24 protein-coding genes are annotated in these 22474 nt (G+C 64.5%); 9 read left to right on the top strand and 15 right to left on the bottom strand.

All coding sequences use genetic code 11. From position 1 onward, the window contains the following. Positions 1–7: 7 nt before the first annotated feature. On the top strand, positions 8–1549 hold the full coding sequence (locus ACWIGI_RS11610; protein WP_454202319.1) for a serine/threonine-protein kinase: 1542 nt from the start codon (positions 8–10) through the stop codon (positions 1547–1549). Between the two features lie 144 nt (positions 1550–1693). Then, positions 1694–3268: a serine/threonine-protein kinase gene (locus ACWIGI_RS11605; protein ID WP_454202318.1), complete on the top strand. Its 1575-nt coding sequence runs from the start codon at positions 1694–1696 to the stop codon at positions 3266–3268. A 43-nt stretch (positions 3269–3311) separates the two neighbouring features. On the opposite strand, the gene eccB is transcribed toward ACWIGI_RS11605, so the two are convergent. From eccB to ACWIGI_RS11545, 12 genes are all read right to left on the bottom strand, one after another. Beyond that, positions 3312–4820, bottom strand: coding sequence for a type VII secretion protein EccB (gene eccB / locus ACWIGI_RS11600; RefSeq protein ID WP_454202317.1), 1509 nt, complete (start codon positions 4818–4820; stop codon positions 3312–3314). A gap of 114 nt (positions 4821–4934) precedes the next feature. Beyond that, positions 4935–5237, bottom strand: coding sequence for a WXG100 family type VII secretion target (locus tag ACWIGI_RS11595; protein WP_454202316.1), 303 nt, complete (start codon positions 5235–5237; stop codon positions 4935–4937). Between the two features lie 56 nt (positions 5238–5293). After that, positions 5294–5605: a WXG100 family type VII secretion target gene (locus ACWIGI_RS11590; RefSeq protein ID WP_454202315.1), complete on the bottom strand. Its 312-nt coding sequence runs from the start codon at positions 5603–5605 to the stop codon at positions 5294–5296. Positions 5606–5696: 91 nt separating this feature from the next. Next, the gene (locus tag ACWIGI_RS11585) at positions 5697–6485 is read right to left on the bottom strand and encodes an ESX secretion-associated protein EspG (RefSeq protein WP_454202314.1); all 789 of its coding nucleotides are present in this window, start codon (positions 6483–6485) and stop codon (positions 5697–5699) included. After that, positions 6482–7504, bottom strand: a complete 1023-nt coding sequence (locus ACWIGI_RS11580) for a PPE domain-containing protein (protein WP_454202313.1) — start codon at positions 7502–7504, stop codon at positions 6482–6484. Before ACWIGI_RS11580 ends, ACWIGI_RS11585 begins: the two co-directional genes overlap by 4 nt. Before the next feature lie 14 nt (positions 7505–7518). Further along, positions 7519–7833, bottom strand: coding sequence for a PE family protein (locus tag ACWIGI_RS11575; RefSeq protein WP_454202312.1), 315 nt, complete (start codon positions 7831–7833; stop codon positions 7519–7521). A gap of 27 nt (positions 7834–7860) precedes the next feature. Continuing rightward, complete coding sequence (locus ACWIGI_RS11570; RefSeq protein WP_454202311.1) at positions 7861–9234, bottom strand: hypothetical protein; 1374 nt, start codon at positions 9232–9234, stop codon at positions 7861–7863. After that, positions 9231–9542, bottom strand: coding sequence for a hypothetical protein (locus tag ACWIGI_RS11565; RefSeq protein WP_454202310.1), 312 nt, complete (start codon positions 9540–9542; stop codon positions 9231–9233). Before ACWIGI_RS11565 ends, ACWIGI_RS11570 begins: the two co-directional genes overlap by 4 nt. 108 nt (positions 9543–9650) lie before the next feature. After that, the gene (locus ACWIGI_RS11560) at positions 9651–9938 is read right to left on the bottom strand and encodes a YbaB/EbfC family nucleoid-associated protein (RefSeq protein ID WP_454202309.1); all 288 of its coding nucleotides are present in this window, start codon (positions 9936–9938) and stop codon (positions 9651–9653) included. A gap of 24 nt (positions 9939–9962) precedes the next feature. Continuing rightward, positions 9963–10322 carry a hypothetical protein gene (locus tag ACWIGI_RS11555; RefSeq protein ID WP_454202308.1) on the bottom strand — a complete coding sequence of 120 codons (360 nt, stop codon included), beginning with the start codon at positions 10320–10322 and terminating at the stop codon, positions 9963–9965. Positions 10323–10442: 120 nt separating this feature from the next. Beyond that, positions 10443–10649, bottom strand: coding sequence for a hypothetical protein (locus ACWIGI_RS11550; protein WP_454202307.1), 207 nt, complete (start codon positions 10647–10649; stop codon positions 10443–10445). After that, positions 10646–10849 carry a hypothetical protein gene (locus tag ACWIGI_RS11545; protein WP_454202306.1) on the bottom strand — a complete coding sequence of 68 codons (204 nt, stop codon included), beginning with the start codon at positions 10847–10849 and terminating at the stop codon, positions 10646–10648. The genes ACWIGI_RS11550 and ACWIGI_RS11545 overlap by 4 nt, the downstream gene beginning before the upstream one ends. A 110-nt stretch (positions 10850–10959) precedes the next feature. Between ACWIGI_RS11545 and ACWIGI_RS11540 the strand changes: the two genes are divergently transcribed. From ACWIGI_RS11540 to ACWIGI_RS11525, 4 genes are all read left to right on the top strand, one after another. Beyond that, the gene (locus ACWIGI_RS11540; RefSeq protein WP_454202305.1) at positions 10960–11943 is read left to right on the top strand and encodes a DUF5753 domain-containing protein; all 984 of its coding nucleotides are present in this window, start codon (positions 10960–10962) and stop codon (positions 11941–11943) included. Further along, positions 11940–12128 (top strand): DUF397 domain-containing protein, encoded by a 189-nt coding sequence (locus ACWIGI_RS11535; RefSeq protein WP_454202304.1) that lies wholly within the window; start codon positions 11940–11942, stop codon positions 12126–12128. Before ACWIGI_RS11540 ends, ACWIGI_RS11535 begins: the two co-directional genes overlap by 4 nt. 123 nt (positions 12129–12251) lie before the next feature. Next, on the top strand, positions 12252–12887 hold the full coding sequence (locus tag ACWIGI_RS11530) for a hypothetical protein (protein ID WP_454202303.1): 636 nt from the start codon (positions 12252–12254) through the stop codon (positions 12885–12887). A gap of 97 nt (positions 12888–12984) precedes the next feature. Then, on the top strand, positions 12985–13368 hold the full coding sequence (locus tag ACWIGI_RS11525; protein WP_454202302.1) for a hypothetical protein: 384 nt from the start codon (positions 12985–12987) through the stop codon (positions 13366–13368). 61 nt (positions 13369–13429) lie between these two features. Here ACWIGI_RS11525 and ACWIGI_RS11520 read toward each other — a convergent pair whose 3' ends face one another. After that, positions 13430–15115: a nucleic acid/nucleotide deaminase domain-containing protein gene (locus ACWIGI_RS11520; RefSeq protein ID WP_454202301.1), complete on the bottom strand. Its 1686-nt coding sequence runs from the start codon at positions 15113–15115 to the stop codon at positions 13430–13432. A 185-nt stretch (positions 15116–15300) separates the two neighbouring features. Between ACWIGI_RS11520 and ACWIGI_RS11515 the strand changes: the two genes are divergently transcribed. Beyond that, a complete protein-coding gene (locus ACWIGI_RS11515) occupies positions 15301–17022 on the top strand; it encodes a nucleic acid/nucleotide deaminase domain-containing protein (RefSeq protein WP_454202300.1) in 1722 nt (573 codons plus the stop codon). A 2-nt stretch (positions 17023–17024) separates the two neighbouring features. Here ACWIGI_RS11515 and ACWIGI_RS11510 read toward each other — a convergent pair whose 3' ends face one another. Beyond that, positions 17025–18470 carry a YncE family protein gene (locus ACWIGI_RS11510; protein WP_454202299.1) on the bottom strand — a complete coding sequence of 482 codons (1446 nt, stop codon included), beginning with the start codon at positions 18468–18470 and terminating at the stop codon, positions 17025–17027. After that, positions 18467–19648, bottom strand: coding sequence for a hypothetical protein (locus ACWIGI_RS11505; RefSeq protein ID WP_454202298.1), 1182 nt, complete (start codon positions 19646–19648; stop codon positions 18467–18469). Before ACWIGI_RS11505 ends, ACWIGI_RS11510 begins: the two co-directional genes overlap by 4 nt. A gap of 82 nt (positions 19649–19730) precedes the next feature. Between ACWIGI_RS11505 and ACWIGI_RS11500 the strand changes: the two genes are divergently transcribed. Together ACWIGI_RS11500 and ACWIGI_RS11495 are read left to right on the top strand one after the other, a co-directional pair. Then, on the top strand, positions 19731–21662 hold the full coding sequence (locus ACWIGI_RS11500) for a hypothetical protein (protein ID WP_454202297.1): 1932 nt from the start codon (positions 19731–19733) through the stop codon (positions 21660–21662). After that, positions 21659–22456: an ESX secretion-associated protein EspG gene (locus ACWIGI_RS11495; RefSeq protein WP_454202296.1), complete on the top strand. Its 798-nt coding sequence runs from the start codon at positions 21659–21661 to the stop codon at positions 22454–22456. Before ACWIGI_RS11500 ends, ACWIGI_RS11495 begins: the two co-directional genes overlap by 4 nt. The last annotated feature ends 18 nt before the right edge of the window (positions 22457–22474 follow it).

Raw genomic sequence — 22474 nt, 5'->3', positions numbered from 1 at the left:
GAATCACATGGGCATCGGACCGGGAGACCTGGTCGACGGGTATCTCATCGAGCGGCCCTTGGGTGTTGGCGGTATGGGCACCGTGTTCCTGGCTCGGCATCCGGAACTGCCTCGATACGATGCCCTCAAGGTGCTGAGCCCGCAGTACAGTCGCGATCCGAACTATCGAGCGCGATTCGCACGTGAAGCGAATCTCGCTGCGGCACTGGATCACCCGAATATCGTCTCGATCTACACCAGAGGCGAGTGCCGGGGTCAACTGTGGATCGCCATGCAGTATGTGGACGGGGTCGACGCCGCGAACGCCCAGGCCCGGTCCCCGCAGACGATGACACCCGAGCGTGCCCTGCGCATCGTCGGTGAAATCGGGCGTGGTCTCGATCACGCACACCGCCGGGGCATGCTGCACCGGGATATCAAACCGGCGAACTTCCTGCTCTCGGCCGGAGACGGCAACGATGAGCGAGTGCTGCTGACCGATTTCGGAGTCGCGAAAGCCAACGACGACACCACGGAAATAACGCAGGCGGGCAGCCTGGTAGCCACAATCGCATACGCCTCACCCGAGCAGCTGAGTGGTGGCCACCTCGATCATCGCACCGATATCTATAGTCTGGCGTGTTCGTTCTTCCGGCTGGCGACCGGGCGAAACCCGTATCCCGGCCCACAGCCCGCCATGGTTATGGTGGGCCACCTCAACGAGCCGCCGCCGCAGGCGAGCGCTCTGAATCCCGCCCTGCCACCGGCCGTCGACCGGGTACTGGCCACCGCCATGGCCAAAGATCCCGCGGCTCGTTTCGACACGTGCCACGATTTCACCGCCGCGCTGAAATCCGCGCTGGAGCACAGGCCTTCGGCCTTCGATGAGCGAACTGTCCCCCGGGACGTACCCGCTTTCGCGGATGCTCCTCCACTCTCGCGCGGCACGAACGGGACAGAGCACCCCGGACCTGATCCTCGGAAAACCCGAACAGCCAAACGGCTATTGTTCACTGCCGTCGGGATGGCAGTCGCTGTGGTAGCAGGTATCGGAATCTGGGCGAACGTCAGCGACGACACCGGCACAACGATTTCGGCCACATCGACCCCTCCGAAGAGCATTGATCAGGCACGTGCCCAGAATCCCGCGTTCGATGGAAAGCGGATCTCGCTGGTGAACGTGTCGGAAAGCAACCCTGACGATCGTGCTGCCGCTCTGACCGTCCAACTGAGCCCGTGCCTTCAGTCGGACTTCCTGGAGAAGCTGGGCTTCCGCTACAACCCTGACTTCCGTCGTGATGGTGAGGAGCCGAACCCCCGCCCGGTTTCCAACACGACGACCAAGCAGTTGAACGGCATGAACTCCGGCTACCTTCTCATCGCCAGAAGCGACCCGAAGGCGGGCAGCGGCAGCTTGGTGGATCTCCCGGACTTTCTGCTCTCCTCGAAAGCGACCGTCATCGTTCTCGACGACCCCGTCGCGGTGACAGCCCTCCGGCAGTGGACCCCGGCCTCGGAAGACGTCCTGTTGGAGAAGCTCGTTCCTATTCTGAGCACATCGGTCAAGTAGCAATGCCGAACGGCAGCGGAGATTGCACACTGCACAGCCGACCAGTGTCGGCCAGTACACTCTCCGACCAGTAGTACGTTCGACCAGTCAGCGGTAACGGTGGGGGAAGTCAGACATGCGGTTCGACGATCGTAGGAATCGAAAATGAGCATCGGCCCGGGTTCTCTGGTCGGGGGATATCGCATCGAGCGGGTGATCGGCGCCGGCGGTATGGGAACGGTCTATCTGGCCAAGCATCCGGAGCTGCCACGACGCGACGCGCTCAAAGTGCTGAGTACCCAGTACAGCCAAGACGCCGAGTACCGCGCCCGATTCGAGCGTGAAGCGAATCTCGCTTCGGCACTTGATCATCCGAACATCGTCTCGATCTACAACCGCGGTGAGGACCACGGCCAGCTGTGGATCGCCATGCAGTATGTCAACGGCATCGACGCCTCCGACGCCGCCAAGAAGCAGCCGCAATCCATGACTCCGTGGCGTGCACTGCACATCGTCAGCGAAGTCGGGCGCGGTCTGGATCATGCGCACCGCCGAGGCATGCTGCACCGCGACATCAAACCAGCCAACTTCCTGCTCTCGCACGGTGACGGCGGCGAAGAGCGGGTGCTGCTCACCGATTTCGGCGTCGCCAAGTCCACCGAGGACACCAACGAGCTCACCCAGGCCGGCAGTTTCGTCGCGACAATCGCCTACGCCTCGCCGGAGCAGCTCAGCGGCCAGCATGTAGACCATCGCGCCGACGTCTACAGTCTCGCCTGTTCGTTCTTCCGTTTGGTGACGGGTCAAAACCCCTACCCCGGAACACAACCGGCGATGGTGATGATGGGTCACCTGTACGAGCCCGTTCCGCGTGCGACCGCCGTCGACAGCAGCTTGCCGCCAGCGGTCGACGAAGTGCTGGCGGTCGCGATGGCGAAGGATCCGGCAGATCGATTCGACAACTGCCACGAGTTCACGACTGCACTCAAATCTGCTCTCGAATACGGCGTTTCAGGTCTCAACCTGCAAACGCTACCGCTCGCATCACGGCATCCGACCACCACGACCGATCCACGCACGACAACGGGCGCGCAGTTCACGGGAACCGGAACGGCCACTACTCAGCCCCCGAAGGCAGCGGTCGCGAAGCGCCCACTGCTGATCGGCGCCGCCGCGGCTACGGCACTGGCACTTGCCGCAGGAGTGGGGATCTGGGCAATGCAGGGCGACTCTCCGTCCACGACCGGCGGATCCACAACCTCGACGGTCGTCGCCGCACCCAAGACGCTGCCCGACGCCAAGGCTCAAAATCCCGCCTTCGCGGGCAAGACCATCATGATCGTCGATATTTCGGGCAGGAGCGGTTACAACGCGACCGTGAATATCCAACTCAGCCCGGGGCCACAGGCACAGTTCCTGGAAGGTCTGGGTTTCATTTACAACGCGGGCTACTCACGCCAAGGTGACGAGCCCAACCCCCGACCTGTCGAATCGTCGTCAACGGCTCAGTACAAAGCGATGGAGCGCGCGACCTCCGGATATGTGCTCGCAGTCCGTAGCGACAGCGATGCAGGTGGAGGCGGCCTGGTGAATCTGCCCAGTGGCATTTCCGCTACCACGGCAACTGTTCTGGTCCTCGACGACCCGGCGGCTGTCGCCGCAATGCGACAGTGGTCGGACGGATCCGAACAGGTCCTGCTCGAGAAGCTGGTACCCGTACTGCGTAGAAATGTGAAGTAGTCGCTGCCCCGCGCACGATCGACACGGGCGCGGGGCCGTGGCGCTACTTGGTGGGTAGTACGTCGTGCTGTACCTGTGCCTCGGCTTTGGACAACGTGGGCCCCGGAACGAGTTCGCCGATGATCGCCCACGGTGCGAGCCGCGGTGAGGTACCGAGGCCGAGGATCTTCGCAGTCTCCAAATCGTCTATGCCATAGCGGATTCCGGTATCCGTGACATAGAACAGAGTGTCGCGACGCTGACTGCCGGGCTCCACGCCGGTTACGCGTACGAACTCACCGGAGGCGGGCGGTACGTAGACAGCGTCGATCCGATCGCCTGTGGTGTCCGTGGACGCCAGCGTCACGGGCGTGGCCTTGTCCGGCAGTGGAAGACGCGTGCCCACCAATAGATTCACAGTGGCGCGATCGGTGGGACCTTCGGCGGCGTCCGATGCCGACCGCCCGAAACCGCTCTCACGAGCCCACGCGATGCAGGCGACCGGATTATCTTCCGCGGTGATAATTCTCGGCGCCGTCGTCGGGAAATCCTCGACCGGCAGCGACTTCACGACAGGCACGCTGGCAAGCAGATCCGGTGTTACGGACTTGATCTCGCTCATTCCCTGCGAGTTCTCATTGCGAATCACCGTCGCGGTGAAGGAAGAGATTCGCTGACGGCCTTCGGCCAGTACGACATACAACTCGGGCTCCGCGGAGCCATCGAGCCCGGTCACCTTGATGACACCGCCAATGGGAACACCGTTCAAACGTCCCGGGCCGGGTTGTCCGGCTTGCGGAATCGAGGGCGCCGCCAGCGCGGGCACGGAAACCGCGGCGTCGAGCAGACCCGTCGAGATGGGCCGGGGCCGAACGCCACTCAAGCCCAGTGAGTCCTTCATGATCGCGTTCTGCGGGTCCACTTCGGCCTTCTTGCCGTCGTAGATCAGGTAGGTCTTGTTGTCTTTGGTGGCAAGAATTGCGGTGCCGGAATCCGCCTGTTTGATGCGGTCACCAAGTTCCAGAGCTCCGGCGATGGCGGTGGTCGTGGACCCGGTAGTCGAAGCCGAGCCGCCGGTGGCCGAAAGTTGGACGGTGTCACACAGCGTCCAGCGTGAGCGATCGCCCTGATCCGATCCCGGCAGTGCTCCCGGCGCGCCGGGAATCCCGAGTATGGGCCCCCGCGCCACAGAATCGAGCTTGCTGTCCTTCACCGACTTCGGCGAATCGGCCGACTCGGCGATGAGCCGCGCCGATGCCAGGTTCAAGGCGGGGTGCAGGGTCATCTTGGATTTGTCGCTCTTGTCCCGAATCACGACATACAGCGCGCCGCTGTCTTTACCCATCACGATATTGGCGTCACCGATGGAACCCTGCGGCTTGATGAAGGCCAGAATCGCGCAACCGGCGACCACCAACAGCGCCAGAATCGCACCGGAGATCAAGGAACGCGATTGCGCGCGCATGGGATCGTGCAACATGCGCACATCACGACGTACCAGCGCGTGATCCAGGCGGCGCAGCAGGAAGCGGTACCCATTGACCTGGGCACGAGTGGTCAATTGGGCTGGCACAGATCCTCCGTGGGGACAAAGACTAAAGGCACGAGGTTACTTCGGCAGCGAGCGGCGAACAGCGCACCCCTCCACCGTGGAGAGATGCGCTGTTTCGCGGTGCGGAACCAAGGTTCAGAACGCGCCGAAGCCGTCGCCGATCTTCTGGTCGGCGCCGAGCGCGCGACCCATCGCGTCCTCGACGGCCGCCGCGACAGCGTTCAGCTTGTGCAGCGAGTCGCTGTACTCGGTGGTCCACTTCGTGTAGACACCGGAGAAGCCGGCCCAAGCCTGCGCGGACCACGCCTGCTGCAGCTTGCCGGCGGCGGTCTCCATATCGGTACCGGCGGCCTTGAGCTGACCGAAGTTCTCGCGCAGCTCGCTGACCAGCTGGCTGATCACCGCGGGGTCATAAAGCATTCCATCATCAGCAGCCATGATTCATTCCTCCATCAAGATTTGTGGGTACAACAGCGACCTGGGTGGTCAAGGGATCAGAGATTGGTGAGCTGCTTGAAGCCGCCCTCGTTCTCGGCTTCGAGGTTGCGGAAGCTGGCCACACCGACGCCGACCTGCTTCTCGACCTCGTCGAGCCGGTCGTTCAGGTTCTTGTTCTCCAGGTCCCACTCGTTGGCGACCGCGTTGAACGCAACGGCGGCCTGACCGTAGAAGCCCCGGCGCGCGCCGTCGACCGAATCGGTGGTCTTGGCGAGGATCGCCTTGACCGTGGCGACGACATCGGCCATCTCGTTCTGCGCCGCGGTCGCGGCGTCGTGATTAGACTTGACTGCGTTCTCTTCGGACATTTTCCCTACCTCTGGTAGTTCCTTGATTTGTCGAACGATGCGGTACTGCATCGCCCATTCGGAGTGGACCAGCGGCCCCCGTCACAGCGGCTCAAGAGAGCCACCTCCGCCCAGGCATCGAATCGATCAGTCCCGTAATCGCTTGTGCGACACGGTGATCGGTGCCCGGTGTCAATGTGGACCAGATCTGCTGGTCCCCAGCGACCCCGGGTGCCGAAGCAATGCGACCCCTTGCGGTGTCGTACACCACCACGGCTCCCGGAGATCGTTCAGTGACGCCGTCGGTGTAGGCGTAAGCCACCACCTCGGCGTAGGCATGGCACGACCCGAGCGCGAGACCGTATGCGGTGGCATCGGTTTCGTTCATGCCCAGGGCGTAGCAGGCATTGGTGTAGTCCGCCGAAGCCTCGGCCGCGTCCAGGCGCTCGCTCAATTCCGAAGCGGCGGCGCTGAAGTTGGCAACCTCGGCGGGTGGGCAAAGGCCCAGGACGTCCAGGATCGGGCGGGCCAGGGACGCGCCGGAGCCGTCGGTCCAGAGCGAGCTGATCGCGAACCTGTCGTCTCGGCGGACCGCTACGGCGTTCGCCTCGCCGCGGCGGGCTACGCACAGGCGAACCAGGCCATCGGGGGTGACTATGCGTGCGGCCAACTCCCGGTCCGGCTGGGCCAGGACGAAAAGAGACTCGGCCGCATCGGCGTTCACGTCACCGTGCGCGTCCAGCAGGCGGGCGGCGCGGATCTCGGCCCGCGCACGGTCCTGGGCCGCGTTCCATTCCGCGTGGGTGGTCTGGCGCGGGCCTACCGCGAGCACCAGCGGCAGGGTCTGCACGCCGAGTTCGGCGGCCAGCGCCATCACGCCCTCGTTGGTCAGGGTGATCATGTGGCCGACTCCGTCCGCGTCGCCGCCGGACCCGGTCCCGCGTTCTCCGTGCCGGTGCTACCGGCCGTGAACGCGATGTCCGGCGCCCGCTGGGCATTCGGATCGACCCCGCCGAGCACCGACGGCGCCACCTGCATGCCCGAGGCGAGGCCGAGTTCGGCATCGCTGGCCTGCGGGCCCGCCAGGCCCTCGCGGGTCGTGTGCTCGTCGTCCTGACTGTTCTGCGTACCGGCCATGGGCGCCATGGGCATCGACGAACCCACCTGCTGCACCGTAACCGGTTGCACCACCGTCTGTTTCGTCGTCGAGTTGGTGGTGGTCGCGGTCCGGGCCGTCAGGTTCACCGGCACCAGGGGCACCGAACCCAGACTCAGGCTCGGGATGCCGCCGGGGAACGACGGTGCGGCAGGCGCTTCCGCGGCGGGCTCGGCCGATGGGGCGGCCGTGGTGTTCATGCCTTCGGTGATGGGCGGGGGCGTCTGGTGTTCCCACGGCGTGGCCAGCGACTCGGTCGCGGCCTCGTACGTGCGCATCACCCGTGTCGCAACGGCTTTCGCCGCGTCGGCATCACCGTCGACGGTGGCGAGCTTGGCGAGCATCGGCGCGCCCATGGCGGTGCCGACCTTCTCCAGCATCTCCTGCAGCTGCCGCAACTTCTCCACGTCACCCGCGTCCGGCATGGCCAGTCGCGCGATTTCGTAAGCGGCGGCATGTGTTTCGGCCTGCACCGCGTTCCCGGCCGCCGAAGCCGCCGAATGTGTCAGCCAATCCCGCAGCGCGCGAATGCGTTCGATGAACGCGGTGCTGTTCTTCGACTCCCACGCCTCACTCAGCACGCCGAGGATGCGTTCGTAGTCGATGGCCGCCGCGCCGAGGTTCGCACTCAACCGGGCCCAGGCGAGGCCGGCTTCGGCAGCGGGCACGGCGCCCGCCCCCGTCACCAGATCCCGGGCCAGTTCCTCGGGGGGTTTGGCTTCCCAAACTTCCCCCGTGAAACCGGGTTTCGTCGGCTCGAGCATCGGCGGTTGTCCGATCAGACCGCGAAGCCGAGGGAGTTCTGCTCTTCGACCTGGCCGAACTGCACCGACTGGGCCCGCAGGGCCGCGGCGAGCTGCCGCACCTCGGTGACACCCGCGCCGGTGGAGACGCCGAACGAGTCCGCGACCGCGGTCAGCGTCTGCGCCGCGCGCACCGAGACCTGATCCGCGCCGGCCGCGACGAAGCCCAGCTTGGACTGCTCCGCGCCCAGGCTGCTCTCGATCCGGTCGGCGAGCGCGTCCAGCTGCGCGGCAGCGGACAGCGCCGTCGCCGCGTCGAACCGCACACCTTCGAATGCATTGGTGGTCATGTCAATTCTCCTGTTCCCCCGGATATTTCAGAGTGTGAGAGCTTTGTCCGGCGATTCCTCGACAACCTCGACGGCGCCGACGACCGGAATGGATACGCCTTCGATCTGCCCGACGACCTCATCGCCGTGCGCACCGGTGACGAGGTTGGAGCGATCCGCGCCCGACCCGGACTCACCGGCATCGCCGGCCCGGCCCGCACCGGCACCCATACCGCCCATCATCGGCGTCGTGCCGGCCCGGGTGGTCTGCGGCACCGCGCTGGTGGTGCTGGTGCGCGGCTGGCCGGACAACGGACTGGATTCACCGGTCGGCACGCGCGCGGCAACGTTGTTCAGCGGCGAGGTGGTGGTCGGCACCCCGCCGAGCCCGAGGCCGCCGCCACCGCCGCCACCGTCTCCGGCGCCGCCGTCTTCGGTGGTGACCTTCTCCTCGGTCTTCTTCTCTTCGGTGGTCGTGGTCGTCTTCGGATCGGTCGTGGTCTTGCCGTCGGTGGTGGTCGAGGTCAGGCCGCTGAGGATCTCCTGGCCGGTCGAGCTGATCTCACTGACCACCTCGGAGCCGGCGGAGACGACCTCACCGCCCTTCTCGATCACCTTCTCGCCGACGGTCTTGGCGATGTTCCCGTACGGTTCCAGCGCCGAGATGACGTTGTTCGCCAGGGTCGCGGCATCGGCGAGGTTGGGCGCACCGGTGATCGGGATCTTGACGCCGGCGGCCGCGATCTCGGCGGTCTTGACCGACAGCTCGACACGGGTCTTGGCCACGATGGCGGTGCCCTCGGAGATCGCCTCCGTCGCGAGCGCGATCAGCGTGGGCAGACCGGCCGGGGTCCAAATGAACGCACCGGCAGCCGACGCCGAGGCGATGAACCGCGAAATCAGCGCCGTCAGTTCGGCGTAACCCTGCGCGACCACGCGCTGAGCATCGAACAGAATCATCTTCTGCTGATTGCCCTGCGCGGTGACCTTGGGGTAATCCGCCTGCACCGCCAGGCTCTTGGCCTTGGCCTTCTCCGAAGCGTCGCTGGTCCAGCTGGTCGAGACCTGGTTGATCGCCGACTGGCTGGTGGACGCCGCCGAGGTGAGCGCGCTGGTGACCGCCGTGAAGATCGACGACGGATCGAATCCGTCACCCAGACTTCCCGAGCCGAACGACGACAGCAGCGACGTGATCGGCTCGATCAGGGTGGTCAGGTCGATCGTCGGCAGCGTGGGCAGTTCCAGACCCGACAGGTCGGGCAGGGTGATCTCGGGCAGCGTCGGCAACTGCGGCAGGCCGAGATTGCTGAGCACGTCGCTGACCGGCTGGTCCATCAGGGGACCAACCGGGCTGTTGTACAGCACATCCGCGACGGTGGGGTTGGCGGCGACTCCGGCCGCCGCGCCGACTTGTTCGCTCACAGGGTCGAGATGAAGCTTGCCGCCGAGGCCAATTCATTGCCCTCGTAGATGCCGACCGCGGAGTAGGCGGTGACCGCGGTCTGACCGTGGACCGCGGCGATCTCCGCCGCCGAGGACAGGTAGCTCGCCTGAGCGCCCGCGAACGCGAGCAGGAAGTCCTGCCCGATCAGTCCGAACACCGGTACCGCCGCGGCCAGCGCGCTGATCGAATCAGCGGCTGCCGCCCCCGCGAGTTGCACGGCGGTGGTGGCTTCGGACGTGCCGTAGGCGGCGATGTCGACGAAATTAGCCTTCACGAGATCAGCCATCGGTGGTCCCTCCCAGTACATCGATCTTGGATAACAGTACAAGTACGAAAATGGTTGTGCCAGTAAGTAAAGCGCTAACACTGACGCACGGTTGCGTAAACGGACGGCTCAGCCGGCCATCTCCTCGTTGAACCGATTCACCACTTCGGCCCTGCGCATGAAGGCATTTCGAGCGGCGGCGGCGGCCGTGCTCACGACGGCCTGTTCGAACTCGGCGGGCGTCATTCGCGATATGGCGCCGCTGAACTGCAAATCACGCAGCGCGCCATTACCGTCGACCTCTGCCATCACGGCGCCGTCCTCGGAGGTCTCCCGCCCCCGCACGGCCTTCATCTGATCGGCCAGGTCCTGAAACCGATACAGCTGCCGACGAACCCGATCCTCGAGTTCATCCATGGATCCGACCATCGAGCCCCCCTCTCACACAGTCCGAAGCCAGCTCTGCGGTTCCGTATCGTAGTCCTGCTCCTCGACAATCTCCTGTCGAGCGAGGTCGGCCTCGGTGGGCAACCCCGTGGCAGCGAGGGCGGCCGGGCTCATACCCGCTGCCTCGAGCTTCTTACGGGTCGCCAATCCGGCCTCGTCGGCGGCCCGCCGACAAATCCGCAGCATCTCCGCCGCCAAATGCGCCGGGTCCCGATGCAGCTCGGCCGGATCGATCTTCACCGACAGCGGAATCCCCTGTTCGGTAATCCGCATCCGAATGCCGCCGTTGCGCGAGATCGCGTTGACCGCGGGCCACTCCCCAGTGCCCGATGTCACCGCCTCCGCCTCGGCCATACAGAACTCCCTCCCCCGGAACTACCTTGCGTAGAAGTACCATACGGCACGACCGGGGAGCAATCTTGTTTCCGCCCCCGGGGCACCCGTGTGAGCAGCGCCGCACCCTGGTCGTCGGGGTCATCCGGCTTCTCCACGCCCGTCACGCCGGTCCCGGAGCCGCTGCAGGTACCGCAGCATCGGGCAGTCGTTCTCCTCGCATTCGTCGCCGTGCTGCTCGAGCCTGCGCTCGATGTCCCGGTCCGGGAACCGGGTGTCGGATGCGGGCTCGCCGTGATAGACGGCGGGACGGTCGGTCCGTGGGATGTAGGCAAACGGGTTCGTCATGCCCGGCCCCGATGCTGGGCGCGATGCCACCGGCCGCCGCGACCGCTCGCGGGCGGCACGAGGAGCGAGCCGCCGCCGGCGAGCGCGATCCGTAGAGGGCGGGCATCACGGGACTCCTGATGGAAACCCCATGCGGCCCATGCGATGACGGCTACGCACAGCAGGTTGATGGCGAGCAGAGCCCATGTGTCCCACGACATTTGAACCACCTCCGATTCGATAGGAAATGCGATCTCGACTGACGGACTGAATGTCACTGCCCGACCGAGCCTTTCGATGAACGCAATTTTCCTGCCGAATCGCAGTTCGCATGCTGAATGCGCAAACTATTCTGGAAGTGCGGCACGCACGTGTGCGCTACAAACACTCCCCGGATAGCAAGGCTAACGAAATGGCCGGTTTGACGGTTTCGCGGATGGATTTCGGCAACTTCATGCAGGGAATACGCAAGCGGGCTCCGCAAACAGCACTCCTCCGAGCTGCGGCACATCTCGAAGTGACGCGATTCGTGCTGATGCGCATGGAAGATGGCTGCGCCACCAAGCTGACGACACCACAGCTCGAGAGCTTGCTGGATCACTACGCGGCCAATGCGGAGGAACGCGCAGAAGCGCTCAGGCTTTGGGCCGAGGTCCGCCAGCAGGATAAAGTCGCCAAGACACAGGGTAATTCGAAGGGCTTCTGGCACGCGTACAGCGATCAGGTCGCACCGAACATCCCGAAATTCCTTCGACTCGAGAGTGCGGCGAGCCACATTGTCGCGCACCAGCTGACAATCGTGCCCGGGCTACTGCAGATCCCGCAGTACCGCCTGGCCATTGTGCGATTGAAGAGGCCGAACCTCGCGGACGCGGATATGGAACGCCGCCTCGAACTCACGACTCATCGGCAGAATCGCTTCAAAGACAGTGACTTTCGCTTCGAAGTCTTTCTGTCGGAAGCGGTGCTGCGACATCAGCCGGCCAGTCCACCGGTCATGGCAGCCCAGCTCCGTTCGATCGCGGCAGCCGGAGATCGCGAGAACACCAGCATCCACGTCATCCCGTTCTCCCACGGGGCACATCCGGGGTTGTCGATGCTCACTTTCACGCTGCTTCGTTTTCCCAAGGGAAGCAGCGGAATGTCCCTGCCGCCGGTCGTTTACGCAGAGGGTGCGATCGGCAGTACGTTCCATGAGCAGCGCGAGGAGGTCGAGCAGTATCAAGAAGCTGTCGACGGCCTGCGCGCGGTATCGTTGGGCACGGAGCACACCCGGCAGTTCGTGCTCGACATCGCGAGGGAGTACGAGCCATGAGACAGACGCCGCGAGGTGCGTGGTTCAAGTCGAGTAAATCCGACGGGGCGGATCAATGCGTGGAGATCTGCCACGAAGGCACCCGGACCGGCGTGCGCGACTCGAAACATGCTGGCGGCCCGGAGCTCTGGTTCACAGCCGACCAGTGGAACAGCTTTCTACACAGCAGCATCTGGCAGCGCTGACCCAACCGATCAACCCACCGATTCAGCCCGCTTGACACACGCTCCGTGACCGTGGTCACATCCGTGAACGCATTTGGAAACAAGGCGTTTCAGTAATGTGCACACGAAATAGGAGACAGTGCGTTGAACAGCACTCGGGCCCGCTGGGCTCGTATCGGCGGGGGATTCGTGGCGGCGGCGACCACCGCGGTGGCAGCCACCGGAATCATCATGGCGCAACCGGCATCCGCCGACATCGTCAGCTTCGACAAGAGCATCATCATCGCCGGCGACACCCTCCACGCCGGCACCACCTACACGGTCACCCTCTCCGCCACCCTGGATATCTGCACGGCCAAACTCCACCGCATCGTCGACGGCAAGATGATCTTCATCGCCGAAGCCCTCGGCCAGGGTAGCTACGGCTCCGCCGTCGCCACCGTCCAGTGGACTCCCGCCACGCCCGGCGAGTACCTCCTCCGCAGGTCCCTGTCCTGCACCAACGGCTACTACTCCAGCGGTAGCGAGCTGACCGTCACGGTCCTGTCCCCCACGACAACCAACCCCACCACGACCGCCCCGACAACAACGGTTCCCACCACAACGGTCCCGACAACGACCGTCCCCACCACGGAACCGACGACGACGGCCCCGACGACCACCGTCCCGACGACAGAACCCACGACAACGGAACCGACCACGACGGCCCCCACCACCACCGTCCCCACCACGACCGCTCCGGCGACAACCGAGCCGAAACCGGCCACCGGCAGCGCCTGACCGAGTCGCACCCGGCGCTTCGCGCGCGAAGCCCGCAGCGTCCCTTCGGCTCTCAGTCGAAGGGCCGCGTTTCGCTCAGCCCGCCTAGGATCATCCGATGCCATTGATCCCGGTTGGTATCTACCGAGAGATGTACGAGGGCAAGCACACCGAGCTGCCCTCGATCTTCGACTCCCGCAGCGACCACCCGATCGCGGACCGCGACGCCGTACTCACCTACATGCGCTCCGCGCCCGTCGCGTTCGACGTTCTCGACGTGGCAAACGATCTGATCAACGGGACCGACCGGATCATGAGCGCGTCATCGCTGGTGTGCGACGGCGTGTGGATCTGGCGAGTCGACTCGATGCACTACCTGAGCCGCTACGCCCTGACCGTCCCCGAGGGTTTCCTGCGCCACGTCCGGGAACGGAAGTACCGCGCCCCCGCCCAGGTCGACTTCACCCCGGAACTTCACGCCGACCTGCTCGTCTACTTCTGATCGGCTATGAAGGTGCCTTCTCCGACGGGCGAAGGGGTGTCGGCCTACCCGCTCGACGAGCTCACTGTGCGCCGGCTCCGCTACTGAGGGCCACAACCGCCTTATCCGCCGCCGAACTCGTGCTCGGACCATTGTCCTTCCACGGCACGCTGTAGCTCACCGGCGTATCCGGTTTCACACCTTGCAGTTTGGAGCCGCAAGTCGCGAAGCAGGGCTGGCGTTCGCTGTACATCGCGGTGATCTGGCTCGGGTTGTAGCCTCGCGCCGTCAACTGATCCCGAACATCGGACTCGGCTCCCGCCGTGGCGCTGCTGTTCTCGCTCGCTCCGCTACCGACGACCAGATCGCCGGTCTCGGGATCGTTCCAGCCGGGCACCAACGCCACCAGAATGTTGTTGTTGGGAGCGGTTCCGGCTACCTGTCGCTCACGTCCCGCAGCCTGACTCAGGCTATCGCCGCCGTAGGGAACCAGCTGATAGCTGCAGTTCGGCCCACAACTCGTACCGCTGCGTGCCTTGTCCTGATCGCCGCGCACCTGTTTGACGACCCGATCGATATCTGCCTGGATCATCGGCGCCACCTGGAAGTCGACCGAACCCTTGTAGTTGATCACATATTCGACTGTGACGCTGCGCCCCTGCGCTCGGGCCTGGGCATCGGCCTCGGCCTGCTTCCTCGCACCGATCGCCGCCACCAGCGCCGCGACCGATACATCGGTGCACGTCATGGTTGCGCTGCCGTTGATCGCAATCTTCTGCGCGGCTACACATCCCGCGCTGGGCGTGCCATCGACGGTGATCGACGCCTTCATCACGGTATCGACGCCCCCGGTCAACCTCGTACCGGCGGCCGCAGTCGTCGAGGTCCTCACGGTCGCGGTGACCACACAACTGTCGTTGGCGCACTTCATCTCAGCCGACGAGTTGTAGTCGAACTGCACGCCGAGGTCGGCAACATTGCTCAACCCCTGTAACTGCGCGGCGATGTCGTTGTATGTCTGCTCACGCGCCGCGGGAGTCATCAGAACGAAATTCAGCGGCACCGCCAGCGGATCGAATCGCGGTGCGACTCCCCCACTCTCATTGTCGGAGGGCACGGTGGCGTCCGGCGTCAGAGTCGCGCTCGGGGAGTCGGCGGCCGGAATGAACCGCAGCACCCGATACGGCTGATTGGCGGAAACCGCCAGCGTCCCCTTTGGGGTGACGACTTCGTATGCCAGATCGGCGCCGATCTGGATCGTGCGGTCGCCGGCACGGGGAAACTCCTCGGCCTCGCCGAGAGCCGTCAGCAGTTCTTCCGCGAGCTCATCCGGCTCCAGCCGGCCAGGAACGCCTTCGAAGAACGACTCGGAGCCGGTGAGCCACCGTCCTTCCAGATCTGCGGCCGATTTGCCGCGCGGAAGATTCGACGCCAAGACCGTCCTGGGAGGTTTCGCGTATCGCGAGGTTCCGGTCTGCAGCAGCTCGGTCCGCTGGTCCCCCGTACCGACGGTCCCCGTCGACCATCCATCGGAGGTGATTCGCAGATCCCATTCCTTGCCATCGGAATCCGGACTCACCACGTGCGCCACGGGCTGCGTCATCAGGTCCAGCACCGCCGCGTAGAACAGTCCCTCGTTGGACACCGCGACGGGGTTTCCGGGCACCGATGAACATCCCGCCACGACCGCTACCGACAGCAGTGTGCCGATCAGCCCGGCCCAGCCGCCGGGCGATCTGCCGCCGAAGACGACACGCTTCCGGTTCATCGCACACCCCCGCATAGACGCGATCACTCGGCCAGGACGCTATCGGCAGGTGACCGGGCGGGCAAACCGAGTCCGTTCTGCAGCGTGCTTTCACTCGGCCAACACCGGGTAGATCCGACTCGGACGGAGCAATACGAATTCTGAAGCGCCTCCGGCCAAGATCAGCATAAAATTACTGATCAAGCTTGTTGATCAGGGCGTTAAGGGGGAAGTCGATGCCGGCCAAGCATTTTCGACCTGCCCCCGCACGATCGACGATCAAGATCCGGCTACCCGGCCGGCGGATCGCCGTGGCGGCGAGCGTGCTGGTGATGATATGCGTGCTGGTCGTCGTCGGCCGCGAACCGATACCGGGTCATGCGGTGGCTCGGCAGCAAACCTCGCCCTTCTACGGTGCGATCGTCGACCTGCTGACCCAGTCCGCCGTTCATCTCACCGGTTCGCGAACTCAAGGCGGCACCTGGGATGTACGGGCCACCGCAAGCGGGGAGATGCTCGGGCAGGTGACCGAGTACGGCCGGCGGACCGACCTGCTGGCCGTGGACGGCCGCGTGTACGCCAAACCACCGAGTGCCACCCTGGGCGCGAATCTCCCTCCTGGACTCCAGCTCTCGGCCGTCGAGGGCCGCTGGCTGACCGGTTCGGACGAACTCGCCGAAGGCATTCCGGATGGCGTGTGGGCTCCGAGAGATCTTGCCGTCGAGCTCACGAGGGCACTCGACCGCACCCGGGACTTTCCCCGCATAGGCGATCCCGCCCTTCAGGTCGGCGCGGTCAGGGCACTCGAGGTCACGACTCCGGCGGGCAGGCTCACCGTGGCGGCGAACGCCCCGTACCGAATGCTGATGTTCACGCCGAATCCCGATGCCGATGCTTCTTCGAGCGCCGCACCGTCCACTACCGAGCGAGGCGGCGAAAAGCCAACCGCACCTGTCAGTTTGCTGCGCCACTCCATCACGTTCGTACCGATGTCATCCGACGAACGTTCTCGCATGTTCGATGACCTGGTGGCCGCGACGCAAACCCTCGACGCCGCTGTCGATATCGGTGTCAGGCTCGACTACAAACCCTCGGGGACCGTGCGGTGTGGGAACCAAATCTGCACTGTCGATGCGATTGTCACCAACTTGGCGACCAAGGCCAGCGGGGCCCGCACGCCGGGCAGTATCGCTGTCGTCCTGCGGGCCGCTGTCACCGTCGACGGTGTTCCCAGCGCGGGTTGCACCGCTGTCCAGAGCATCCCCATCAACCGTCAGGTGACGCTGACGTGCAACGACACCAGCGTCGGCCCCCTGATAACGGCGGCCGAGCGCAAACAGGCTCTGACGGGCTCGCCCGCCAGGATCGACTATGCCGCCGAGGTGGATGTCCGGGCTCAGCCGCTGCCCCGGGCCGAAATAGACAGATTCGTCGCCGGATTACGCGCCGCGCGAGCGATCTCCAGCAGCGCGGCGACCTGCGGCCCGGCCTGCACCTACACTCAGATCGCCTACGGCAGTGATTCATTGAGCCGGGCAGCGAACCGCGCCCGGCTCGATGTCCGGGGCCGCCCCTGGCGCAACACGGTCGTGGCGCTGGTACCGGGATGGAACGACCCGACCAACGGCGACATGGTCATCGGGATCGCCGATGGTCAATCGGAGAACGCGACCGGCAAGTCGGAGAATCAGATCCTGGATCAGTTGGCCGCCAAGGGATTCAAGGTCGACCAGATCACCTCGCTGTTCAGCGAGCGACAACCCTGCTTCGTGACCTGCGGCTCACGCCTCGCCACCGAACTGCGACCGAAAACCACGGTGGCCTACTCCATTCCGTGGCTGCCGAACAACGCACAGGGGTACATCGCCGGGAACGATCTGCTCGACCGCCTGACCGTGGAGAGCGGCGGCCGAGCCTCGGTGGAATGAGGTCAGCGCTGGATCACGTTGACCGCACCACCGTTTCTGACGTAGAGGATCCGCGTGGTCGGATCAACGACCAGGCCGCGAGTGACCTCGACATCGATGGAGTCGGTCACCCGGCGGGAAGCGACGTCGATTTCCACGACACGATTCACATCGTCACAGGTGACGTAGACCTTGCGCGCGGTCGGATCCGCGGCGACATCTTGTGTATCGCACTCGACGGGTATCTCACCGGTCACGGCGTGGGTAAGAGTATCCACCGTGACGATCCGGGTGCCGGTGGCCATGTAAACGGTGTGGCCTTCCTCATCGACGGTAATGGCCTGCGGCATACCGGGAACCGGTATGGAGGCCACCATCGACCGGGTAACCGTGTCGATGACTCGCACGGTGGCGTCGGAGTAACTCGACACGTACGCGGTGTGCGTCCACGAGTTCACAGCAATGCGCATCGAGCCGAATCCGGCGGTCATCGTGGCGGTCACGGCCTTCTTGACGGGGTCGATGACCGTCACGTAGCTCTCGTTCGCATCCTTGGAACCGGATTGGGATACGGAAACGACGAAGACCTCATGGGTTCCGGTGTCGACCGCCACTCCCCAGGCGTTCTTGTCGATGGCGACGGTGTCCGCCACCGTGTTGGTGACCGTGTCGATGATGACGAGCTCACTGCGATTGCGAAACTCGGCATCGGAGGTGACCACGTAGGCCTTGCCGATGGTCGCGTCGATGGCGACACCGAGCGGGCGGCTACCGACCTCGATCGTGGCGGTGACGCTGTTGGTCTCGGTGTCGAATGCGGTAACCGTGCCGTCGTACGCGTTCGCCGCGTATGCCACACGGCCTTTGGGGTCGATGGCCATCAGGCCTTCACCGCCGCCCCCGACCGGAATGGTCTTGGCGGCCACCGGGTCCTGCGAATCATCGGTCATTACCGTCGATGCGACCACGACACCGGCGACGGCCGCGAGTGCGATCGCCACGATCGCAGCTGTCAGCCGCGTGCGGCGCTTCGACGAATCGAAGATCCTGACGGGCTTCGAAGCCCGTTTCGGCCCCGTCGGTTCCGCGGCGACTCCGAGCAGGACCCGCGCCGCGGCGTGCTGTGATTCGGAGGGCGTTGGCGTTCGGAAGTCGCGAGCGATGATGTGCTGCACGAGGTCCGGCTCCGGCGGCAGGCCGTGCTTGCGCAAGTAGTGCGGCACCGCGTCCGACCAGACCCAGGTTCCGTCCGTGCGGTAGGTCAGGGGCACATCGATGTCGGACGGAACAAATGCGTCGGCTCCGAAACCGCCGGCGGACACCACCACCGGGGCGGAGTCGAGGTAGGCGAGCAGTTGGTCCCGAGTTCGTGGATCGACGAAGGGGCGGACTACCGTCGGGCGGCCGCCGGCATCCTGACCGTCGTGCACCCGCGCAAGGCGGAGCTGTTGTTCGAACCGTGTGGTCATAGGTGCTGTCCTGGAATCCAATTCCCGTACATGTCTTGGACCGGAGCCGCGCCCCTGGGCGCCCTGATTACGAGCAGGGCTACGACCAACGCGACCACCGACAGCACAGCCGCGGCGGTGAGCAGCCACAGCCCTGGACCGAGTACAGCGCTCTCCTCGTCGAGCACGTTCCTCAACGGAACGAAAGCTATGGTCACAGTGGCGCCGAAACTTATTCCGGTAGCGATGGTTCCAGCTATTTGAGCCCGACCGCTCCGCGCGCCGATTCTGAGACAAAGCAGGACCCCCGCACCCAGCGCGACCACGCTGGACAGCACGAGAGGAACGCCGAAAAGCTGCGGATTGTAGACACTGCCGCGGGAAGAGGCCCACTGCTGCTGCCAAGCCGACAAGCCCCAGTGGCCGGCTTCACCTTCGCCGCCATAGAACTCCGGGAACGAGCTGGAGAAGGCCACGACGGCGGTGAGAGTCAGCAGTGAACCCAAAACCAAAGGCCAACGTCCGCCGCGAGATCCGGGAGTCGACGAAACGGCTACGCTCGCAACCATCGCGAGCAGGGAAGAAAGAGCCGCCGCGCCGATGAGCCAGAACCCGGCACCCAGCTGGTACTCGAAAACGTCGTCCTCGACGAGGAAGGACCCGGCGAGCATGAGGATGCTCAATGCGACTCCGAATCCCAGACCTGAGGCGACGGCTGCCAGCCAGCGCGCCAGCGGATTCGAGGAGCCGAGCAGACACCACAATCCCGAGACCACGGCGACCACTGCTGCGGATACCGCGGCGGCCCCGATCAGTGGGGAAATGGTCTCGAATCCCCCCGCCGCACGTTCGGAGTAGATCCGCCACGACGTCCAGCGAGCGGCCGGAACAGCTTTCTCAGTGCTGATCAAGGTTGCGAATGAGCCGACGAACGAGAGCGCACCGGCGACGATCAGCAGGGCGCCGGTCACTCGGTGAACGACATCACTCAGCGAATCCGGCACGGGCCCGGTCGAAATGCTCGGTGCTGCCACTGGTTCCCCGCTCTCGTTCCACCCCACGATGATCGACACACCGATCCTGCCGCACCCGCCGTACCCATGCCAATCGTCGGGCCCGATCCAGCCGCCCTCCTCACCGGCACCGATCTTCTCGCATCGGACGTCCGCATCGAGCCGGGCCGCACCGACGACGTCCAAGTACCGGGGAGACACCTCGGCGTCGGATAGATATGCTCGACACCGCCTCGACTGGGGAAGGCAACGGGAGGGAGACTCGGCGGTGGGCACTACGTGGACAGAATTTCAGGCCAAGACCACAGATGCGAACCAATTGAAGTTCGATCCCGCCGACGTCAAAACAGCGCTCGACGCCTGCTCGACCCTGCTCGGTCACCTGCTCGCCGTAAAAAATACTTTGAACAATGGATCCGTGGACGGCGCAGCCACACTGACTGACTTCGCTGGTCCCCACGACCCATTCCGCTCCGGCCGCCAATGGACCGAGGGGTTCCGATCCCTCGGTCGCGATATGCAGTCACGGATCGAGGCACACATCGCAATTGTCAACGCGATGGCCGAGACCTTCCGTGCGGCGGCGATCACATTCGCACGCACGGAACAGGAATCGCAGGATTCGTTTCGCCGGCTGACGCAAGAACAGTTTCAGCAGAAGATCGACGGAATCACGAACCAGAAGTTGACCACAGAGGCGAGCAGCCCCGCACACGAACGACCCTCAGTATCGAAAATAAATTCCGACATTCCGGATGTCCAACGGCGAAACGTCAAGACTCCCGATAAGCTCGTCGACTACCGCCTCCCTGATGACAATCGAGCGACTCGGCCGGAGAACCCAGACAGTCTCAGCTGGGAGAATCTCGCCGATCTGCGTACACACATCATGGCTACCCGCGCCGTCGTCGCAGCCGCGGAATGGTGTTGGATGGGCGGCGAGCTCACGAAGGCATACACGGCCTTCAATATCGAAATCCAGAAGACCGAGAATTCCTGGAAAGGGCTATCCGGAAAGGACGCACGCGGCGCCGTAACCAAGTTCGCCGCTGATGGCAAAGAGCTGGCGACGAAGACAGAGGACGTGGAAAACGCCCTCCTGTCGGCGGCCGGATGGCTGAGGGCCACGAGTGCGGGAATGCCTCAGGACAGAGATAGAGAACGGGCCATCAACCTCAAAGGAAAAAACGACGATTGGACTGGTTACGACGCCAACTTCAATGATACTGATCATTACTACAGTGGCACGAAGCAGCAGTGCCTGGATGACGCACTGAAGCTGCGCAGAAAACACTTCAAGCAGTACTACGTCGCTGGGATCATAGAGTACAACGACTCGCTTTCGAAGCTGATCCTCCCCCTACCGAGTACTCAAGCCGGGGTGCCGGCTCCCGCACCGGCGCCTGCGCCGGCTCCGGAGCCAAATACCAACCCGAATGCAGGACTCGGCACACAGCCCGTTTCCAATGGCGGAGGTGGTTCACCCGCGACCAATCCCGGTGAGAAGACCGACGACGCGGAACTGGCCAAGCTGAAAGAAGAACTGGAAGCGAAGATCCAGGAGCTCGAAACAGAAGAGCAACCGGTCACCAACAATCCTGCGAACACCACCACCGATCAGACTTCGCAGCTCACGTCGCTGCTGTCCACCCTGGCGCAGCAGGGCGCCACATTGGCGGAGTCGCTCGCGTCGACAGGCTCGGGCCTGGTCGAGAAGGCGATCGAGGCAGCCGAGACCACTGCCAAGGACCTGGCAACTCAACTGCAAGAGCAGCTTACGTCCCTGACGACCGTGCCGACCGCCCCGACGGACATCACTTCCCCCGGTGCGAACCCCAATTCGCCGGGGGGCTCCCCCGGAGGCTCTCCGGGAGGTTCGCCCGGGGGCGGTAGCCCCGGCGCGACCGTTCCCAAGGAGACCAACCCGCAGAGCCGCCTGTTCCCACGTTCCACCGTGGCGGGCGAAACCACCGAGACCGTCTCTACCGCGCGCGCTGGGCTGGCGACAGGTGCAGGTACCACAACGGGAACCGGCATGACCGGAGCTTCGGGTATGCCGATGGGAGGTATGGGCGCCGGCCAAGCCGGAGCGGGCAGCGGCAAGGAGCACAAGCGGCCGGAGTTCTTGCGCTCAGGAACCAATCTCGACGAGGTATTCGAGCAGGGACCGGCCGCTGTACTCCCGGTGGCCGAGAAATGAGCGCCACGTGGAGTTTCAGCGATCTCGAATTCGTGTCGCTGTGGGAACGGATCACCGGCGAGGACGATCTTCCATCGCCCTTTCTCTTCACGAGCCGGAATCCGGATTTCTTCGACTTTCTCCGGGAAAAGCGTGAAGTATCCGAGCGATTGAAGGCGAACACGGATCGGTCGTTCGAGAGAGTCGAAAACGCCATCACACAACAGGATCTAAGCATCGTCGTCGATGGTGTGGACAGCAGCGATCCGGAAAAGCCCGAACGCAGGATCCGCCTGCTGGCACTCCGCAGCGGTGGCGAAGGTTTCGTCGTGAACCAGGCTCCAGGCGAATCCCGTTTGTACAGCGGCGGTTTCACCGTCACCGAATGCGACCCCCTGCGCCTGTCCGATGCCGTGGTCGCAGCACTGCCGGAGATGGCCGCGGGCAAGCGTGGCGATATCCCCCTGACCGACGAGGATACGACCGATCACGAATTCCGCCACTCGCTGGTGAGCGCGGACATGGCGGACTCGGTCACCAATCGCCAGAATCGATTTTTCTCGATCCCCACGGTGTCGAGCGGAACGATCGATGTACGCCAGGCACATTCCAAGTTCGGCCCGCGGGGTATCACCGCGCATCGTCTCTGGTGGCGCGATCTCCAGGATGATGGCAGGTACCTCATCAGCCTGGCGCCACCCGAGATGGCGATGTCCGCGGACAGCCGGCGTGCGGTGGCGCTGATCAACCAGCGTGTCGCGGCCGTCGTGCGCGCGATCAAGGACGAGCGCGGGGTCCTGAGTTCCTCCGAGTAGCACATCCGCCTTGTTGCG

The organism is Nocardia sp. NPDC055321 (genome assembly GCF_053645575.1).
This window is presented reverse-complemented; position numbering and strand designations above follow the sequence as displayed.

Excerpts from the sequence above, each read along its gene's own strand:
- ACWIGI_RS11575 (WP_454202312.1), bottom strand. The coding sequence starts at position 7,833 with ATGACCACCAATGCATTCGAAGGTGTGCGGTTCGACGCGGCGACGGCG.
- ACWIGI_RS11510 (WP_454202299.1), bottom strand. The coding sequence starts at position 18,470 with ATGACCACACGGTTCGAACAACAGCTCCGCCTTGCGCGGGTGCACGAC.
- ACWIGI_RS11550 (WP_454202307.1), bottom strand. The coding sequence starts at position 10,649 with ATGACGAACCCGTTTGCCTACATCCCACGGACCGACCGTCCCGCCGTC.
- ACWIGI_RS11595 (WP_454202316.1), bottom strand. The coding sequence starts at position 5,237 with ATGGCTGCTGATGATGGAATGCTTTATGACCCCGCGGTGATCAGCCAG.
- ACWIGI_RS11605 (WP_454202318.1), top strand. The coding sequence starts at position 1,694 with ATGAGCATCGGCCCGGGTTCTCTGGTCGGGGGATATCGCATCGAGCGG.
- ACWIGI_RS11520 (WP_454202301.1), bottom strand. The coding sequence starts at position 15,115 with ATGAACCGGAAGCGTGTCGTCTTCGGCGGCAGATCGCCCGGCGGCTGG.
- ACWIGI_RS11495 (WP_454202296.1), top strand. The coding sequence starts at position 21,659 with ATGAGCGCCACGTGGAGTTTCAGCGATCTCGAATTCGTGTCGCTGTGG.
- ACWIGI_RS11610 (WP_454202319.1), top strand. The coding sequence starts at position 8 with ATGGGCATCGGACCGGGAGACCTGGTCGACGGGTATCTCATCGAGCGG.
- ACWIGI_RS11525 (WP_454202302.1), top strand. The coding sequence starts at position 12,985 with ATGCCATTGATCCCGGTTGGTATCTACCGAGAGATGTACGAGGGCAAG.
- ACWIGI_RS11540 (WP_454202305.1), top strand. The coding sequence starts at position 10,960 with ATGCTGAATGCGCAAACTATTCTGGAAGTGCGGCACGCACGTGTGCGC.
- ACWIGI_RS11560 (WP_454202309.1), bottom strand. The coding sequence starts at position 9,938 with ATGGATGAACTCGAGGATCGGGTTCGTCGGCAGCTGTATCGGTTTCAG.
- ACWIGI_RS11580 (WP_454202313.1), bottom strand. The coding sequence starts at position 7,504 with ATGCTCGAGCCGACGAAACCCGGTTTCACGGGGGAAGTTTGGGAAGCC.
- ACWIGI_RS11535 (WP_454202304.1), top strand. The coding sequence starts at position 11,940 with ATGAGACAGACGCCGCGAGGTGCGTGGTTCAAGTCGAGTAAATCCGAC.
- ACWIGI_RS11545 (WP_454202306.1), bottom strand. The coding sequence starts at position 10,849 with ATGTCGTGGGACACATGGGCTCTGCTCGCCATCAACCTGCTGTGCGTA.
- ACWIGI_RS11565 (WP_454202310.1), bottom strand. The coding sequence starts at position 9,542 with ATGGCTGATCTCGTGAAGGCTAATTTCGTCGACATCGCCGCCTACGGC.
- ACWIGI_RS11555 (WP_454202308.1), bottom strand. The coding sequence starts at position 10,322 with ATGGCCGAGGCGGAGGCGGTGACATCGGGCACTGGGGAGTGGCCCGCG.
- ACWIGI_RS11590 (WP_454202315.1), bottom strand. The coding sequence starts at position 5,605 with ATGTCCGAAGAGAACGCAGTCAAGTCTAATCACGACGCCGCGACCGCG.
- ACWIGI_RS11585 (WP_454202314.1), bottom strand. The coding sequence starts at position 6,485 with ATGATCACCCTGACCAACGAGGGCGTGATGGCGCTGGCCGCCGAACTC.